The sequence below is a fragment of the Streptomyces melanosporofaciens genome, from assembly GCF_900105695.1.
Taxonomy (GTDB): Bacteria; Actinomycetota; Actinomycetes; order Streptomycetales; family Streptomycetaceae; genus Streptomyces; species Streptomyces antimycoticus.
This window is the reverse complement of the sequence record NZ_FNST01000001.1, coordinates 87,880-103,612: the sequence shown is the minus strand read 5'-3', so window position 1 is coordinate 103,612 and position 15,733 is coordinate 87,880. Positions and strand designations below refer to the sequence as shown.

General features: G+C 70.9%; 14 protein-coding genes and 3 pseudogenes. 3 read left to right on the top strand and 14 right to left on the bottom strand.

Annotation, left to right across the window (positions count from 1 at the left end; all coding sequences use genetic code 11):
* Positions 1–240 precede the first annotated feature (240 nt).
* Positions 241–834, bottom strand: coding sequence for a CGNR zinc finger domain-containing protein (locus tag BLV72_RS00515; protein WP_093459518.1), 594 nt, complete (start codon positions 832–834; stop codon positions 241–243).
* An 87-nt stretch (positions 835–921) separates the two neighbouring features.
* Between BLV72_RS00515 and BLV72_RS00510 the strand changes: the two genes are divergently transcribed.
* The gene (locus tag BLV72_RS00510; RefSeq protein ID WP_093459516.1) at positions 922–1,725 is read left to right on the top strand and encodes an MBL fold metallo-hydrolase; all 804 of its coding nucleotides are present in this window, start codon (positions 922–924) and stop codon (positions 1,723–1,725) included.
* 200 nt (positions 1,726–1,925) lie between these two features.
* Here the strand turns inward: BLV72_RS00510 and BLV72_RS00505 are convergent, their stop codons facing one another.
* Positions 1,926–2,819, bottom strand: coding sequence for an NADP-dependent oxidoreductase (locus tag BLV72_RS00505; RefSeq protein WP_093459514.1), 894 nt, complete (start codon positions 2,817–2,819; stop codon positions 1,926–1,928).
* A gap of 70 nt (positions 2,820–2,889) precedes the next feature.
* Between BLV72_RS00505 and BLV72_RS00500 the strand changes: the two genes are divergently transcribed.
* Positions 2,890–3,498 (top strand): TetR/AcrR family transcriptional regulator, encoded by a 609-nt coding sequence (locus BLV72_RS00500; protein WP_093459512.1) that lies wholly within the window; start codon positions 2,890–2,892, stop codon positions 3,496–3,498.
* Between the two features lie 63 nt (positions 3,499–3,561).
* Positions 3,562–3,751: pseudogene (locus tag BLV72_RS49165) on the top strand (RNA polymerase subunit sigma-70); the annotation flags it as partial.
* Between the two features lie 149 nt (positions 3,752–3,900).
* On the opposite strand, the pseudogene BLV72_RS00490 reads toward BLV72_RS49165, so the two are convergent.
* The 12 genes and pseudogenes from BLV72_RS00490 to BLV72_RS00435 all read right to left on the bottom strand — a co-directional run.
* Positions 3,901–4,083, bottom strand: a pseudogene (locus BLV72_RS00490) (phosphatase); the annotation flags it as partial.
* Between the two features lie 143 nt (positions 4,084–4,226).
* Positions 4,227–5,132: an NADP-dependent oxidoreductase gene (locus BLV72_RS00485; protein ID WP_093459511.1), complete on the bottom strand. Its 906-nt coding sequence runs from the start codon at positions 5,130–5,132 to the stop codon at positions 4,227–4,229.
* Between the two features lie 303 nt (positions 5,133–5,435).
* A complete protein-coding gene (locus BLV72_RS00480) occupies positions 5,436–6,215 on the bottom strand; it encodes a maleate cis-trans isomerase family protein (protein ID WP_093459509.1) in 780 nt (259 codons plus the stop codon).
* An 80-nt stretch (positions 6,216–6,295) separates the two neighbouring features.
* Positions 6,296–6,778, bottom strand: coding sequence for a MarR family winged helix-turn-helix transcriptional regulator (locus BLV72_RS00475; RefSeq protein WP_093459507.1), 483 nt, complete (start codon positions 6,776–6,778; stop codon positions 6,296–6,298).
* Between the two features lie 74 nt (positions 6,779–6,852).
* Entirely contained in the window at positions 6,853–7,713 is an 861-nt protein-coding gene (locus BLV72_RS00470) for an alpha/beta fold hydrolase (RefSeq protein ID WP_093459505.1), read from the bottom strand.
* Between the two features lie 36 nt (positions 7,714–7,749).
* Positions 7,750–8,412: an isochorismatase family protein gene (locus BLV72_RS00465; RefSeq protein WP_093459503.1), complete on the bottom strand. Its 663-nt coding sequence runs from the start codon at positions 8,410–8,412 to the stop codon at positions 7,750–7,752.
* Entirely contained in the window at positions 8,409–9,110 is a 702-nt protein-coding gene (locus BLV72_RS00460; RefSeq protein WP_093459501.1) for an SRPBCC family protein, read from the bottom strand. The genes BLV72_RS00465 and BLV72_RS00460 overlap by 4 nt, the downstream gene beginning before the upstream one ends.
* Before the next feature lie 3 nt (positions 9,111–9,113).
* Positions 9,114–9,647, bottom strand: a complete 534-nt coding sequence (locus BLV72_RS00455) for a (2Fe-2S)-binding protein (RefSeq protein ID WP_208905430.1) — start codon at positions 9,645–9,647, stop codon at positions 9,114–9,116.
* Positions 9,644–12,016 (bottom strand): xanthine dehydrogenase family protein molybdopterin-binding subunit, encoded by a 2,373-nt coding sequence (locus tag BLV72_RS00450; RefSeq protein ID WP_093459499.1) that lies wholly within the window; start codon positions 12,014–12,016, stop codon positions 9,644–9,646. Before BLV72_RS00450 ends, BLV72_RS00455 begins: the two co-directional genes overlap by 4 nt.
* Positions 12,013–12,861, bottom strand: a complete 849-nt coding sequence (locus tag BLV72_RS00445) for an FAD binding domain-containing protein (RefSeq protein WP_093459497.1) — start codon at positions 12,859–12,861, stop codon at positions 12,013–12,015. The genes BLV72_RS00450 and BLV72_RS00445 overlap by 4 nt, the downstream gene beginning before the upstream one ends.
* A gap of 63 nt (positions 12,862–12,924) precedes the next feature.
* Entirely contained in the window at positions 12,925–14,322 is a 1,398-nt protein-coding gene (locus tag BLV72_RS00440; RefSeq protein ID WP_093459495.1) for an MFS transporter, read from the bottom strand.
* A 351-nt stretch (positions 14,323–14,673) separates the two neighbouring features.
* A pseudogene (locus BLV72_RS00435) lies at positions 14,674–15,732 on the bottom strand (FAD-dependent monooxygenase); the annotation flags it as partial.
* Position 15,733 lies beyond the last annotated feature (1 nt).

Sequence of the window (15,733 nt, the reverse complement as noted above, 5' to 3'; positions counted from 1 at the left end):
GTAGAGGCGCAAGGAGGTTGCCGACGACCACGAGCGGTCCGTTCGCGAACCACGGGCCGGTGCCGCCCGCCGCGGTATCAGCCGGAGCCAGCTTTCGCGCACCCGGGCGGCGCGACGTCGACGCACTCTGGGCGGCGCGCGCCGGACGCGGCGCGGCCTGCTCGGCAGAAGCGGCGGGAGTGGGCTTTCGGACGCCCCTGCGGGCGGGCCCGGGCCGCAGTTCCCCGGGCAAACGGCAGGTCAGGCGGGGTTGGTGCGGCGGGCGTAGGCGCGGGCGGCACGGGCCCGGTCGCCGCAGCGGGTGGAGCACCAGTGGCGGCGGCCGTGGCGGAGGAGGTAGCGGTTGCAGGGGGTGGAGCCGCAGGCGGTGAGGCGTTGTGTGTCGGGGGAGGTGAGGAGGTCGGCGGCGTCGGCGGCGAGGGTGGCCAGCGCGTGGTCGACGATGGCGGTGGTGGGGTGGGGGGTGGTGCGGTAGGGGCCGGTTGTGGCGTCCCACTGCAGCAGCGGTGCGGTGGGGACACGCGTCATCGCGTCGTTGATGGCCGTGACGGCGGCGGGGAGGGCAGGAAGCCCCGCGGTGTGGGAGGCGAACAGCGACCTGATCTGCTCGCGCAGCGAGCGCAGCTGCGTCGCGCACATCTCGCGCATGCCGGCGTCGGCCGGGGCGAGGTCGCGTTGTGCCAGCCATTGGTTGGCCTGCGCGGGGGTGCCCAGGAGATCGAGGGTGTGCCCGCCGGGCAGCGCGATCGCGCTGTTGGCGAGGGCGAGGGAGAGGTGCTCTTCCTCGCCTTGCGCGGGCGGCAGGCCGGGGGGTTCGATCACGGGCTCTTCCATGTTCCTCATGGTACGGCTTGCGTGTATCCGTGAGAAGCGTGCTACGTTCGCCTCACGGTTCAAATGCATCCATCCGTGAGGTGTCTGGTGTCTTCTCTCCCCGCAACGACCAGCCGGTTCCCTGTCCGCGTCTTCGGCGGCCCGACCGCCCTCCTCGAGTACGGCGGCCTGCGGCTCCTGACCGACCCGACCTTCGACGGCCCCGGCGACTACGGTCCACCCGGGCGGCCGCTCCTGACCAAGACCGCTCCCTCCGCCACCACCCCAGCCGACCTCGGCCACATCGACGTGGTACTGCTCTCGCACGACGAGCACCCCGACAACCTCGACACCTCCGGCCGGAACCTGCTCGCCGACGTTCCCCTCACTCTGACCACACCCGGCGGCGGCGAACGCCTGGGCGCGCAACTCGGAGACAAGGCCAGGGGATTGGCCGACTGGGAGACCATCGAACTGGACCGCCCCGGCGGCGGCACGATCACCGTGACCGGTGTCCCCGCCATCCACGGCCCCGGCTCCCGCGAGGAGGTCGAGCCGGTCGCCGGTCAGGTCGTCGGCTTCGTCCTGACCGGCCAGGGACTGCCCACCGTCTACGTCAGCGGCGACAACGCCTCACTCGATGCGGTCCGCGAGATCGCCGGCCGCTTCCCCACCGTCGACACCGCTCTCCTCTTCGCCGGCGCTCCCCGCTTCGCCGTCCTCTTCGACAACCAGCTGATCGTCCTGGACAGCGCCCAGGCCGCCGAGGCCGCCACGATCCTCGGCGCCCGCCGCGTCGTCCCCGTCCACTACGACAGCTGGGCCCACTTCACCGAGGGCCGCGACGACCTGACGGCCGCCTTCAGCGCCGCCGGGCTGGCCGACCGCCTGGACTGGGGCCGCCAGAACTGACCCGGGGCACCTGGAACACCGACGAAAGCGGCGAGCTCTCCCCCACACCGGTCGCCTGACCGGGGCCCGACGGGCGGGCCCCGGCCCGGAGACCGCGTGGCGGTTTGTACGGCCGGGGCTGGTGTCGCGGGCCGGCTGCCGACGTACTCCACCGTCGAGCAATTCAGCCCGCCGGGCTCCGCGACCGCGCAGGAGAGGGATCAGATGACCACGACGCGGCGCCCGCGCGTGTGACCGGCCTGGCTGTCGATGTGCGCCGCAGCGGCCTCGACGAGCGCGTACGACTTCTCAACCGGGATGTGGAGCTTCCCCCGCGAGATGAGACCGGCCGCCTCGGCCAGCGCCTCCGGCACACTCCCGGCCACGCCGGAGAACCGGACACCGAACTCCGGCGCACCGAGATCCGCGATGGAGACCACCTTCCCCGGATCCCCGGTCAGCTCGACCAGCTCACGGATCACGCCCGAGCCGGCCAGATCCAGTGCCGCGTCGACATGGCCGAGCCGGCGCACCCGCTCGACCCAGCCCTCGCCGTACGTCGTGGCAACGGCACCCAGGCTCCGCAGATAGTCCTGGTTCGCCGCCCCGGCCGTACCGATCACCGCGATGCCGCGCTCGCGCGCGATCTGCAGCACCGCCGATCCCACTCCCCCGGACGCACCGCTGACCAGCAGCCTCTGCCCGGGCTGCACACCGACCTCGCGGATGATGCGCAGCGCGGTCTCCACCACGGAGGGGTACCCGGCCGCCTCCTCGAATGTCAGCCCCTCGGGCATCCGCGCCCAGGCCGACAGCACGGCGAACTCGGCATACGTGCTCGACCCTTCGCCGAACACATGGTCACCGACCTCGACCCCTTCGACCCCGTCACCGACCTCGTCCACCACCCCGGAGGCATCCAGCCCGACCCCGGAGGGCAACTCGACCGGATGGGCCCCCAGGACCTGGCCCTCCCGGATCCTCCAGTCGACGGGATTCACACCCGCCGCCCGCACAGCGATACGTACCTGGCCGGGGCCCGCATGGGGCTCCTCGGCATCCACGAGTTGCAGAACATCCGGACCGCCGAACTCGGCGAAGCTCACTTTCTTCATGCCGCCGACCGTAGCACTAACGGTTAGCTTTTAAAAACGGTTACGGGTTCGTATCTGATAGTGTCAGGGCATGACCGTGCCGACCGGACGCCGTGAGCGCAAGAAGGCCGCGACCCGACAGAAGATCGCCGACACCGCCCTGCGGCTCTTCCTGGAACACGGATACGACGCGGTGGGCATCCGCGACGTGGCCGCCGAGGCCGACGTCGCCGTCACCACGCTCTTCTCCCACTTCGCCTCGAAAGAGGCCCTGGTATTCGAGCAGGACGAAAACTTCGAACAACGCCTCACACTGGCCGTCACCGGCCGGGCGCCGCATGAGCCCGTCATCCCCGCACTGCGCCGCGAGATCCAGGCCATGGTGCGACATTGCATGGCGGACAGCGCCGCCCCCATCTGGCACATGATCGACGCATCACCCGCCCTGCGGGAGTACGAGGAATCGATGAGGCTGCGCCACGCCGAGTCACTGGCAACAGCCATCGCCGCCGACCCCGACCTGTCACAGACCACAACCGCCTGCCGCGCGATCGCGAGGTTCGCGATCGACGCCTTCTCACTGGCCCGCGAAACCGCCGACCCGCAAGCCGCCGTAGACGAGATCTTCCACATGATCGAAGCCGCCTGGAACGCCACCAAACCACCTCACGACGCGCCAGGAACTGTTTCCTCCACGTAGGGCAAAGCGGCGTGGACCGGGGTGCGGATGGTGCGGCTCTGGTCGGCAAGGGCCGGGTGACCGTTGGACACCGAGATGACCCCGCACGAGGCCGGCATCATCTCCCCGCGTTACGGCCTCACCGGCGGCCGCCCACCGAGGAAGTCGGCAAGGCACAGGCGTCACCCGCGAACGCATCCGCCTGATCGAAACCAAGACGATGAGCAAGCCGCGCCCCCCATCGCGATCGCACGTACCGCGGGACTACCTCGACGCAAAGCGACCCAAGCCCGCACGGAAGGCCGGCCCGCCGGCCTCGATCCTCGCCACCGCCCACGCCGAGTCTCGTCGCCCGGAGTGTCAGAGGGCGTTTACATCTCTTATGCTGCAGTTTTAGGTGGTACGCGTATCGGCTTCGGTGGGGAGCTGCTCGGCGGCCAACAGGTAGGGCACGGGCAACGGTTTGCCCTCCTGCACTGCGGCGGCGTCGACGATGACGCGCGGGAGTGGCAGGCTCGTCCGGGCAAATCGCCCGCGGACCCGGTGCTCGTAGTTCGACGTCACCAGCGCCCACGAGGCCGCCGGCAGGGTGTTCAGCAGCTCCGAACCACGGCGTCGATCAACTTACCGTCGACATCGAACAGGACGTACTTGGCGGGGCCGGGCTGCACAGGCTCACTGGTCACGTCGCGATCATGCCAGGCTTCCCGCGGCCGAAGCCGCGGGAAGCCCCGAACGGTGGGACAAGCTCAGATGCGGACCACGATCTTCCCTCGCGTGTGTCCGCGCTCGGCGTATGCGTGCGCTTCCGCGATCCGTTCGAGCGGGTAGGTCCGCTCGATGCGCGGTGTGTAGCGGCCTTGCCGACCGAGTTCGCCTGCTGCGGCGAGGAGCGTGGAGTCGTTCTCCGCGTTGCCCAGATGCACACCCAGTCGATGCGCGTTGGTGTAGTCGGCGATCGTCGACACACGAGCAGGGTCGCCCACGATCGCGATGAGATCGGCGAGGGACCCGGAGGCCGCAGTGTCGAGCGCGATGTCGACACCGTCCGGAGCCAGCGTGACGAGGCGCTCCGCGAGGCCGGTGCCGTAAGTGGTCGGAACGGCTCCGAGAGAGGCGAGGAACTCGTGGTTGCGCTCGCTGGCCGTCCCGATCACGGTGGCGCCCTGAGCCACCGCGATCTCGACCGCGGCACTGCCCACGCCTCCGGCGGCCCCCTCGACGAGAAGGGTGCGCCCCCGCAGGGGACCGAGCGCCTTCAGCCCGCCCATCGCGGTAACGGATGCCAGACCGGCGCCGGCGGCCTCCTCGTCGGTCCATGTGGTGGGCGCGGGGGCCCAGGCCGAGAGCACGGCCAGCTCCGCTGTCGCGCCGGTGACGCCGCCCAGCCCGAAGACGCGGTCGCCGATGCTCACCCCCTGCACGCCCTCACCGATCTCATCGACCACGCCGACGGCATCACGCCCGGGAATCGCGGGCAGGTCCACGGGGAGCACCTCGTGCACCGCACCGGAACGCACCTTCCAGTCGACGGGATTGACGCCGGCCGCCGCGACACGGACGCGGATCTCGCCGGGCCCGGGATGCGGGTCCGGCGCCTGTTCGACCACAAGGGTCTCCACACCGCCGTACTCGTGATAACGGACTGCGCGCATGACGTTCTGCCTTTCCACGCGGCCTGAACCGGCCGTTCGTGAAATCAATGGGTGAAGGTTCGGCGAGCGCCGACACCCACTACGCTAAAACCTCACGTCGGCGTCAGGTGCAAGTCGGACGGGCCACCCCGAACAGAGTGGTCCGCCAGGGCCCGCAGTCGCAGGGCCGGGGCTCGGGTCCCGCCCTGACAGCCGTTGCCTCCCGTGGCGGCGTGCGTGGCAGTCGGGGCCGGACACGGGCCGGGCACGCCCGGCCTCCCTGCCCAGGCCCACGCTTTGACGGTAGGACCAGCTCAGGCGAAGCTATTCCGGAGCACTCCGGGCGGGGACGGGAAGGCGGCCGCCGAGGAGACTGCCGGTGCCCGGCACATGCGGGGGCAGGCCGAGTTCGACGAGGATGCGGTACGCCGTGGCGGTGGCCGCGGACAGGACGGGCAGGCCGACCGCGTCCTCGACCGGTTGGATCGACGGCAGTGACGGCATCTGGACGCACGCCGACAGTACGAGGGCGTCGGCACGTGACAGGTCCAGGCGCCGCCAGTGGTCGAGCAGATCCGCCGGGTCCAGCCGGGCGACGGCGAGATTGTCCGGTACCTCCAGGCTCAGCGCGTCCACGACCTCGATGTCCGCGTCCTCGATGTAGTTCGCGACCAGCCCCGTGAGCGGCTTCATATAGGGCGTGATGATCGCGACCCGCTTGGCCCCGAGTGCCTTGATGCCGTCGAGAAGGGCACCTGCGCTGGACACCACGGGTGCCTGGGCGCCGTGCGCTCGCAGCACAGTGGTGATCTCGTCCTCCGCCGTGCAGTGGTACCCCGTGCCCTGGGCCATGATCGCGACGAGACAGGCTGTGGCGACGACGTCCGGCCGTGCGTCGGCGAGTTCCAGCGCGGCACGCTCGGTCTGCGCGTTCATGGCGCGCAGCTGCTCGGGGGTCACCTGCTGCATGCGCATCCGGCTGCTGTGGAACACGAACCGGTCCTCGGGGACTGCCGACTCGCGCAGCCGCAGGATCCGGGGCAACTCCTTTTCCATGGTGAGGTTCGAGCTGGGCACGATCAGGCCGACGTGGTGATCGGTCACGGAATCCTCCGGTTGTCCGGTGTACGGGACTCGCCGACGACCCGCGGGCCCGTTCCCGTGGCCTGCCGTGCCACGGCGGTTCACCCGTCCTGAGTCAGTTGCTCCCAGTGGTCGGCGAGGGATGCGAGCAGATGCGTGATGTCGTCGCGCTGCTGTGGTCCGTACGGCTCCAGGAGCTGTTCGTCGAGCAGGCGGGCGCGGCGGTTCGCGTCGTCGAGGGTGTGTTTGCCTTCCTCGGTCAGATAGAGCAGTTTGCGCCGGCCGTCGTCGGCGGCCGTTCTGCGCACGATCAGGCCGCGCTTCTCCAGTCGGCGGGCGACGTCCGTCATGGTCGACGTATCGAGGGCGACCGCTGACGCCAGCGATCGCTGGTCGTGCCCCGGGCTCGCGTCCACGACCTGGAGCACCGCGAACTGCGGCCCGGTCAGGAGCGGGTCGACCGCCCTGATCCAGACGGCGAGGTATGCCTGGTACAGGCGCCGGACCTGGTACCCGGGCGCGGTCGTCAGCGCGGCGGGTGGCCGGGGCCGCGCGGACGTCGAGGGTGCGGTTTCGTCAGCCATGGGGCCTACTTAAGCACGCCACGTCATCGCCCCCGCGCGGGGATGGAGCGGGCTGGGAATCGAGGAGCCACCGGTCAGGCGAGCATCGGGCGCAGTGCTTCTCGCAGGCTCGCGAGGGCGGCGGGAGGATTGTCCCAGAACAGCATGTGGCCGGCGTCCGGTATCCGGCTCAGTGAGGCCGTGGGGTTCTTCCGGGCCGCCTCTGCCGCGCCCGCCTCGGTGACCACGGGGCTGTCCGCGCCGTACAGCAGCACCGTGGGGCCGGGGACGGAGGGCCACCAGTCGAAGAAGTCCTCGCTCTCGAAACCGCGGTGGGTGGCCTTGATGGCCTCCTCGCCACAACTGGCCAGCCACCGGGCCCTCAACTCCAGCTCCCGGTGCGGCCACCGGGGCCACGCCCTGGCCACTTCCGCGGCGGTGGTGCCGCGTACGGCCTGCGCCAGCTGGTCCAGGAAGGCGTCCACGGGTGTCGGGTAGGGTCCGCGCCCCGGGCCGCTCATGGGCGGGTCGCCCAGAACCGTGCCCCGGAGCGGGACCTTGTTCCGCGCCGCGGTGACCGCGGCGATGCGCGCGCCCATGGAATGCCCGAACAGCACCGGCCGGTCGAGCCCGAGCCGCATGATGACAGCCTCCGTGTCCTCGGCGTACTCCTCCAGCCCATAGCCGCCGCCGTCGTCGGACAGCCCGCGCCCACGGACGTCGACGACCACCGGACGTACAAGGTCGGTCAGCTCACGCACGACGAAGTCCATCGTGATCGCGGGACTGGTGATGCCCGGCATGACGAGGAGCGGGACACCAGGGCCGCCGTAGTCGAGGACGTGCAGGCGAGTGGCGCCCGAGCACACCCAGCGGCTCGTGGCGGGCACATCGGCGAGATCGGCGAGCGCGCTCTGCGGCAGGCTGCGGGCAGCCGGGGACGGGTGCGGGGTCATGCGGCCTCCAACGGCGGGTGGTGCGGGGGGGCAAGGTCATGGCGCTGCGACGGGGAGCGCCGAGAGGTAGGCGATGGCGTCCTCGAGGTCGATCACGTCGCCGTACTTGGCCTGGATGTCGAACAGGTTGGCCTCATGAGGACCCGGCGCGCGGTCGCCGACGCATTCACGCGGCACCAGCACCGAGAGCCCGGACTGCACGGCGTCGACCGCGGTGGCCCGCACGCAGCCGCTGGTCGTCGCCCCGCAGACGAGCACGGTGTCGCGGCCGAGCCCGGTCAGCAAGGAGGCCAGCGCCGTGCCGAAGAACGCGGAAGCGCCCTTCTTGGCGATCACATGGTCCCGTGCCCCGCGCGGCAGCCGTGGATCGATCGTGACTTCCTCACTGTCCTCGACCAGGGCTCGCATGCCTCGCGCCTTGTGCAGCCAGGTCACCGCGTCTCCGGTCGCCTCGGCCGAGGTGTAGGCAATGGTCGTGAACACGACCGGCACTCCGGCTGGACGGCCTGACTCGATCAGCGCGGACGTCGCACCGACCACCTCGGTCAGATCGGCCCCCGACGGGAACCGGTCCTCGGTGAACCCGCGCGTCAGATCGACCACGACGATCGCCGGCCGGTCGCCGCGCCGGACCGGCGCGCCGAAGCCCGCCCGTTCGTAGGTGCGTCCCGTGTCCAGTCCGTACGGCGCCTCGCTCACAACGACCCCCGCAGGGTGCGCAGTTCGCGTGACTGGGCGCGCATCCGGCCGACGAGCCAGCCCTGGACGAGACCGAGCGCGAACGCCCCGGCGAGCACCCCGTACTTGGCGGCGGCGGGACCGAACACCATGGACACACCGTCGAGTTCGGGTTGCCGAGCGGGAGCGGCCGGCGTGCGGGCGGCGTGCGCGGCGGGAGCGGTGGCTGAAGGGGCGGGCACCGCGGAGTGCGGTCCGGGTTGCCCGGCGGCATGGTCCTGATCGAGCAGACCGGCCAGGTTCTGCGCGAACTGCCGCAGGATCCGCTCCGACACGGCGCCGATCGCCCCCTTGCCGAACTGAGCGATCTTGCCCCGGATCACCAGATCCGTGGCGAGCTGGAGCAGCGCGCCCTCGGGTGCGCCCAGCACATCGAGGACGACTTCGGCCTCCGCGTCGCCGCTTCCGTGCGTGTCGGCGCCGCGGGCGTGGACGCGCAGCCGCCGGTGCTCGGAGTCGACCTCCAGGAAGCGGACCGTGCCGGCGTACGAGGCCGTGATCGGCCCCACTTTGACCTTTACGCTGCCCTTCCAGGTGTCCCCGTCCTGCCCTTCGAGCGCGGCGCCCGGCATGCACGAGGCGACCCGTTCGACGTCGTTCATCAAGGCGAAGACGTCATCGGGTGAGGCTTTGACCGGAATGGAGTTGGTCAGCTGCACAGGTCAGTCCTCCTTGCTGGGGCACGCCCGTGCGCAGGCCCGGCGGCGGGCCGTGGCACAGGCGTCGATCGCCTCGACGATGGTCTGGTAGCCGGTGCACCGGCACATGTTGGCGGCGACGACCTCCCGGATCTCCTCCTTGGTCGCCTCGGGCCGCTCGGCGAGGAAGCCCTCGGCGAGCATGAGGAACCCCGGTGTGCAGAAACCGCACTGCAAGGCGTGGTGCTCGCTGAACGCCCGCTGGAGGTCGCTCAGCCCGTTGCCGTCGGCGAGGGATTCCACCGTACGGATGCGGGCGCCTTCGGCCTGCGCCGCGAACATCAGGCAGCCACGTACGGGCCGGTCGTCGACGAGTACGGTGCAGGCACCGCAGCTGCCGTGCTCGCACCCGACGTGGGTTCCGGTCAGGCGCAGCTCGTGGCGGAGCACATCGACGAGGGTGCGGCGGGCTTCGGTGATCACCTCGTGCTGCTCGCCGTTGACATGCAACGCGATGAGCTGTGGCTCCCGCGGCGTCATGAGAGTGTCATCGGTCATGGAAAGGGCTCCGGGTTCAGGGCGCGGTGCACGGTCTGTGGCGTGATGGGCGTGTGGTCGAGTTCGGTGCCGGTGGGGCGCAGGGCGTCGTTGACAGCATTGAGGACGGCGGCGGGCGCCCCGATGGTGCCGCCCTCTCCGGCGCCCTTCGCTCCCGTGGCGGTGAACGCGCAAGGGGTTTCCAGGTGGTGGATCGACACCTCGGGGATCTCTTGGGCCGTGGGCACCTTGTAGTCCATGAAGCTCGTCGCCGACGGCTCGCCGACCGCGTCGTAGGTCACCTCCTCGTACAGGGCACCGGCGATGCCCTGCGCGATCCCGCCCCGGCACTGTCCCTCCACGACCTGCGGGTGGATCGCGACGCCGCAGTCCTCGACGCACACGTATCGCAGGATCTCCACCTGCCCGGTGCCCTGGTGGAGCTCGACGACCACACCGTGGGTGGCGTTGGAGAACGTGCCGTCGTTGAAGACGTCGAAGGTGGCGGTCGCGGTCAGCCCCGGTTCGATGTCCTTGGGCAGCAGGTCCGCCCGGAGGTAGGCGACGTCGGCGATCTCCTGGTGGGTGAGCACGTCATGGGCACCGTCGCCGCCTCGGCGGCGCACATGGCCGCCCGCCAGCTCCACCTGCTCCGGCTCGGTGTCCCACAGGGCGGCGGCGATGGCGCGCAGCTTGTCGCCGAGTCGCTCGGCGGCCAGGCGCACCGCACTGCCGCCGACGGTGATGGACCGGCTCGCGAAGGTGCCCCAGCCGTAGGTGACACGGTCGGTGTCCCCCTGGTGGAGCCTGACCCGGGCGATGTCGAGGCCGAGTGCGTCGGCGACGATCTGCGCCATGGTCGTCTCGTGGCTCTGCCCATGGCTCATCGTGCCGGTGGTGACCGTCACCGCGCCGCTGGTGTCCATCCGTACTTCGGAGATGTCGAATCCCGGCACCACCTGCATCTTGCGCTGCGCGAAGGCCGAGGAGCCGTATCCGGTGCGCTCGCTGAAGCAGGCGTAGCCGATACCGACGTGCCGTCCTTCGGCCGCCGCCGCGGTCCGCGTGTCGTACCAGCCCTCGTCCCTGATGACCCGCTCGCACAGGTTCAGGGACTCCAGGTACGAGCCGGGGTCGTAGGTGATGTCGTTGACGCCCGTGTAGGGGAAGTCGGTGATGACATTGCGGCGGCGGATCTCCACCGGGTCCAGGCCGAGTTCGCGGGCGGCGCGCTCGAAGAGCCGCTCGACGACCATCACGTACTGCGGGCGGCTCACACCCCGGTACGGTGCGGTCGGCGCCTTGTTGGTGGTGATGGCCCGGCCGCGGACCCGGTAGGCGGGCACCTTGTACACCCCGGGCATCTCGGCGGACGCCATCAGCGGCTCGATGCCCGCGGTGAACGGATAGCAGGAGTAGGCGCCCATGTCGCACACCACGTCCGCGTCGAGAGCAAGGATCCGGCCGTCGGCGTCGAAGGCGGCGCGCGCCCGGTAGTGCTGCTCGCGGGCGAGAAAGGACGCGGACAGGGCGTCCTTGCGGTCCTCGATCCATTTCACCGGCCGCCCGAGTCTCAGCGCGGCCGCGGCGGCCGCGATCTCCTCGCGTCCGACCACGCACTTCTGGCCGAAGCCGCCGCCCATGTCGGGGACCACGACCCGCACGGCTCGCTCGTCGAGGCGCAGGCAGCGCGAGGCGACCGTTCTCACCTGGTGCGGGACCTGGGTGCAGGTCTGGAGGAGAAGTTGCTCCTCGCGGTCGTCCCAGTGCGCCACGGCGCCGCGGGTCTCCAGCGGCAGCGCGTTCTGCCGGCCGGTCGTGACGTCCACCTCGACGACGCGGTGCGCCGCGTCGAAGATGGCGTCGATCCCGTCGGTCGCGAAGAGCGAGACGTCCACGAGGGTGTTGCGGGCGGCCTCGCCGTGGACGAGCACCGCGTCGTCGGCGAGCGCCGTCTCCTCGCCGAGGACAGGTGGCAGCGGGGCGTACTCCACATGCGCCGCCTCCAGGCCGTCCTCCACGGCGTAGGCGTCGAGGCCCACGACGATCGCGAGGGGCTCCCCGACGTAGCGGACCTTGTCGCGGGCGAGGACCGGCATGGCGGTCGGCACGAACTGCGACCGGGGACGTCCCAACTGAGCGGTGATGTCCGCGATGGCCAGGTCGTCCGCGGTGAACGCCGCCACGACGCCCGGGACGCGGCGTACCGCCGACAGGTCCATGGACATGATCTCGCCGTGCGCGACCGTGCTGCGCACGAACTGCGCGTGGAGCATGCCGGGCAGGGCGATGTCGTCCACGAACCGGCCGCGCCCGGACACCAGCCGCCGGTCCTCCCGGCGCGGGATCGACCGGCCCACCAGTGGCCGCCCGCTTTCCTGACGTGTCATCGGGACATCGCCTCCTCACAGGCGCGCCGGACCAGGGTCCGGACCAGTTCCTTGCGGTAGTGCGAGCCGCAGGACGCGTCGCCCGCGGGGTCGGCGGCCGCCGCCGCGGCGGACGCGCAGGCGTCGAAGGAACCGCCGCCCGTCAGCACCGCCTCCGCCTCCGGAACGCGGATGGCCGCCGCCGCCACCCCACCGAGTGCCACCCGGCCGCCGCGTACGGCGCCGTCCACGACGTCGAGGTCCACGGCCGCCGCCACGATCGCGAAGTCGCCACGTCGCTCGGCGAACTCGGTGAGCGCCGCGTGCGGCGCCGTCCGTGGGAAGACGATCTCCACCAGGAGTTCGTCCGGGGCGAGGGCGGTCGTGTAGTAGCCGAGGAAGAAGTCCCCGGCCGCGATCGAGCGTTCGCCCAGGGGGCCGCGTACGACGAACTCGGCGTCCAGGAGCACCGCGAGCAGACACCATTCGGCGGTGGCGTCCGCGTGTGCCATGCTGCCCCCGACCGTGCCGCGGGTACGGATCGGCAGATGCCCGATCCAGGCCATGGCCCGGCGCATCACCTCAAAGCCCTGCGCGAGTGTGCCCGCCGGGTCCCTCTCCACGGTGTGGTGGGTGGTGAGCGCCCCGATCCGCAGCGCCCCGGCGGCATCCCGGTGCATGCGGTCGAGCTCCCGGAGGCCGCCGATGTCGACGAGGTGGTGCGGACGGGCCAACCGGAAGTTCATCATTGCGACCAGGCTCTGTCCGCCTGCGATGGCCTTGGCGTCCTCACCCAGCTCGGCCAGCAGCCGGACGGCGCCGGCTACGTCACGGGCCCGGTGGTACTGAAAGGGCGCGGGCTTCATGGGTTTCCTGTCCTCCCTTGCGTGGGGTCGCCTCGTGTGCGGTTCCGTGGGTGTCCCGGCGGCCTAGACCACCGTCTGTTCGCGGACCGCGCGAGGTTCCTGAGCCCGGACGTCCGCGGTGTCCCCGTCCAGGGCCCGGCCCTTTGTCTCCGGCGCCGCGATGGCCATCCACACGACGGCGACCAGCACCGCGAGTCCGAGCACGGCGAACGTCACGGCGAGCCCGAGCGCCGGCCACATCACCGACCCGAACAGCAGCGGCGCGAACCCGGTGAGCGCCCGGCTGACCGAGGAGGCCCAGCCGAAGCCGCTGGCCCGCAGAGGCGTGGGGTACAGCTCGGAGACGTAGGCGTACATGGCGGGGATGGCGAGCTGCATCACGAAGCCGAACACGCCGATCGCCACGACGGACCCGGTCGGCGCCCTCATCACCAGCGCGAACACCACCAGCGCGAGGGCGGCGACCGGAGCCGAGACCCCGATGAGCCACTTGCGGCCGACCACGTCCACCAGGGCGGTGGAGACGAGGACACCGAGGATGCCGACGCCGCTCATCACGGTGGTGTTCATGAAGCTGGCGGTGTCCCCCAGGCCCTCCTCCTTGAGGATGGAGGGCATCCAGCTGAGGGCCGCGTAGTACACGAGCATCACGGTGGCGAACAGCGACCAGGCCACGGAGGTGACGCGCGGGCTGTGCGCCCAGATGTCGCGCAGCTGCTCCACGGCGGCGCCCACACCGCGTCGGCCGGTCCCGGCGACGGGCTCCGGGATGACGTACGGCTCGACCGGCGCGCCGGTACGGGCGACGAGGTCGTCGATGACGGCCCTGGCCTCGGCCTCGCGTCCCTTCTTCGTCAGGTAGACCGGTGACTCGGGGATGCCCCGGCGCACCCAGAACAGCAGGAGCGCGGGCAGCACCATGGTCGCCAGCATCCAGCGCCAGTTGCCGTCGAGGGGGACCATCACCGTCGAGACGAGACCGCACAGCGTCACACCCACCGGCCACCACAGGTCGAGCGCGGTGAGCACCCGGCCGCGGTACGCCCGTGGCGAGAACTCACCGACCAGGGCGTAGTCGACGGGGATGCAGCCGCCGAGCCCCACACCCGCGAGGAAACGCAGGGCCAGGAAGAGTGGGTAGGTGGGCGCGAGGGCGCCCAGCACCGAGAACAGGGCGAAGATCAGCAGTGTGACGCTGAACGCCTTCGTGCGTCCGATGCGGTCCGCGACCGCGCCCCAGGCGATGGCCCCCACGGCCATGCCGACGAGGTTGGCGGTCGCCACGAGCCCGCGCCCGCCGAGCGAGAGGTCGAAGTGCGAACCCAGGAGCGGCATGAGGAAACCGTTCAGGGCGATGTCGTAGGCGTCGAAGAGGTAGCCGAGACCTCCGATGATGAAAATGCGGCCCTGGACGCCCCATCTCCACGGAAGTTCCTGAACGATCTGATCACCGGTTTTCATGTTCGCTCCACGGTGGTCGCGTATCGGGTGCATGCCGCGCCATTGCCGGTGTGGTACGCACAGCTCGGGCGTGCGGGTCGTCAGTGCGCGGGGGCTCCCGCCACTGGCGGTGGGCTCAGCGGGCGAACTGGTAGGAGAACGCCCCAGATCCGGGTCGTTGAGCGGGGTTCCGCTCCACAGCCAGTCGTACGACACGTCCGACTCGCCGTCGAAGTTCGTGAGCTTCTCGTCCCTGGCCCGCTGCTCCGGGCCGTCGGCCAGGTGGTAGAAGGTCTTGTTCGCGAGCGACGCGTCCTGGACCATCCCGGCGTGCTTGGCACGCCGGTCGACGTAGCGGCGCAGCGCCCCTTCTATGCCGGAGGCGGTGACAGCACCCAGTTCCTCGGCGAGTACGGCCGCGTCCTCCATGGCCTGCGAGGCGCCCTGTGCCTGATAGGGGAGCATCGCGTGGCAGGCGTCGCCCAGGAGGGCGACGCGGCCGTCAAGCCATACGGGGTCGCGGCGCCGGTAGTAGAGGGCGAAGGCCAGGACGTCCTCCTTCGCCTTGGACAGCATCGCAGGGACCCGGTCGTCCCAGCCGGGGAACGCCTCGACGAGGTCCTGCGCGGTGGCGGGAAGCGTCCAGTTCTCGCGGACCGCGTCCGTGCAGGGGACACACGCCACGACGTTCAGGTAGTCGCCGCCCCGGATCATGTAGTGGACGAGGTGCCGGTCGGGCCCGTACCAGATGGTGCTCTGATAGCGGTCCACGAGCCAGCGGGTGGCCGGGTCGGCCGCGATGAGGTCACCGGGGATCAGGGCCCGGTAGGCCATCTCGCCGGAGAACAGCAGCGTGTCGGGGGCGCCCATGAGGTCGCGCACCCGGGATCGGACGCCGTCGGCGCCGATGATCACATCGGCACCGTGGCGCCGTCCGTCCTCGGTGACCGCCACGGGCCGCACGGGATCGGTGCGGTCCATTTCGACGACCTTGCTGGAGGTGTGGACCACCACGGCGGGCCCGGGGCCCGCGGGGTCCGCACAGGCGTCCAGCAGCATGCGGTGCAGATCGGCCCGGTGGTAGTGCCAGTACGGGGCGTTGAACTCGTCCTTGCAGCGCTGTCCGAGCGAGGTCAGGCCGACGATCCGGCCGTCCGTCCACCGGCGCCGCACCTGGTCGAGCGGTTCCGTGCGGATGGCCTCCATCTGCCGGCGCAGCCCGAGACCCATCAGGACGCGGCTGGCGTTGGGTGCGGTCTGGATGCCCGCGCCGACCTCGCCGAGTTCGGCGGCCTGTTCCAGGACGGTGACCCGCAGGCCGCGGTGGCGCAGCGCCAGAGCGGCGGTCAGACCGCCGAGTCCTCCCCCGACGACGGTGACTTCGAATGACTGACTGGACGCCACTCTTCCTCCAATGTGCGGGCGCGTCATG

Bases quoted from the DNA above. Each gene is read 5' to 3' on its own strand.
- BLV72_RS00455 (WP_208905430.1), bottom strand. From the start codon at position 9,647: ATGACCGATGACACTCTCATGACGCCGCGGGAGCCACAGCTCATCGCG.
- BLV72_RS00505 (WP_093459514.1), bottom strand. From the start codon at position 2,819: ATGAAGAAAGTGAGCTTCGCCGAGTTCGGCGGTCCGGATGTTCTGCAA.
- BLV72_RS00440 (WP_093459495.1), bottom strand. From the start codon at position 14,322: ATGAAAACCGGTGATCAGATCGTTCAGGAACTTCCGTGGAGATGGGGC.
- BLV72_RS00475 (WP_093459507.1), bottom strand. From the start codon at position 6,778: ATGGCTGACGAAACCGCACCCTCGACGTCCGCGCGGCCCCGGCCACCC.
- BLV72_RS00515 (WP_093459518.1), bottom strand. From the start codon at position 834: ATGGAAGAGCCCGTGATCGAACCCCCCGGCCTGCCGCCCGCGCAAGGC.
- BLV72_RS00500 (WP_093459512.1), top strand. From the start codon at position 2,890: ATGACCGTGCCGACCGGACGCCGTGAGCGCAAGAAGGCCGCGACCCGA.
- BLV72_RS00445 (WP_093459497.1), bottom strand. From the start codon at position 12,861: ATGAAGCCCGCGCCCTTTCAGTACCACCGGGCCCGTGACGTAGCCGGC.
- BLV72_RS00450 (WP_093459499.1), bottom strand. From the start codon at position 12,016: ATGACACGTCAGGAAAGCGGGCGGCCACTGGTGGGCCGGTCGATCCCG.
- BLV72_RS00485 (WP_093459511.1), bottom strand. From the start codon at position 5,132: ATGCGCGCAGTCCGTTATCACGAGTACGGCGGTGTGGAGACCCTTGTG.
- BLV72_RS00470 (WP_093459505.1), bottom strand. From the start codon at position 7,713: ATGACCCCGCACCCGTCCCCGGCTGCCCGCAGCCTGCCGCAGAGCGCG.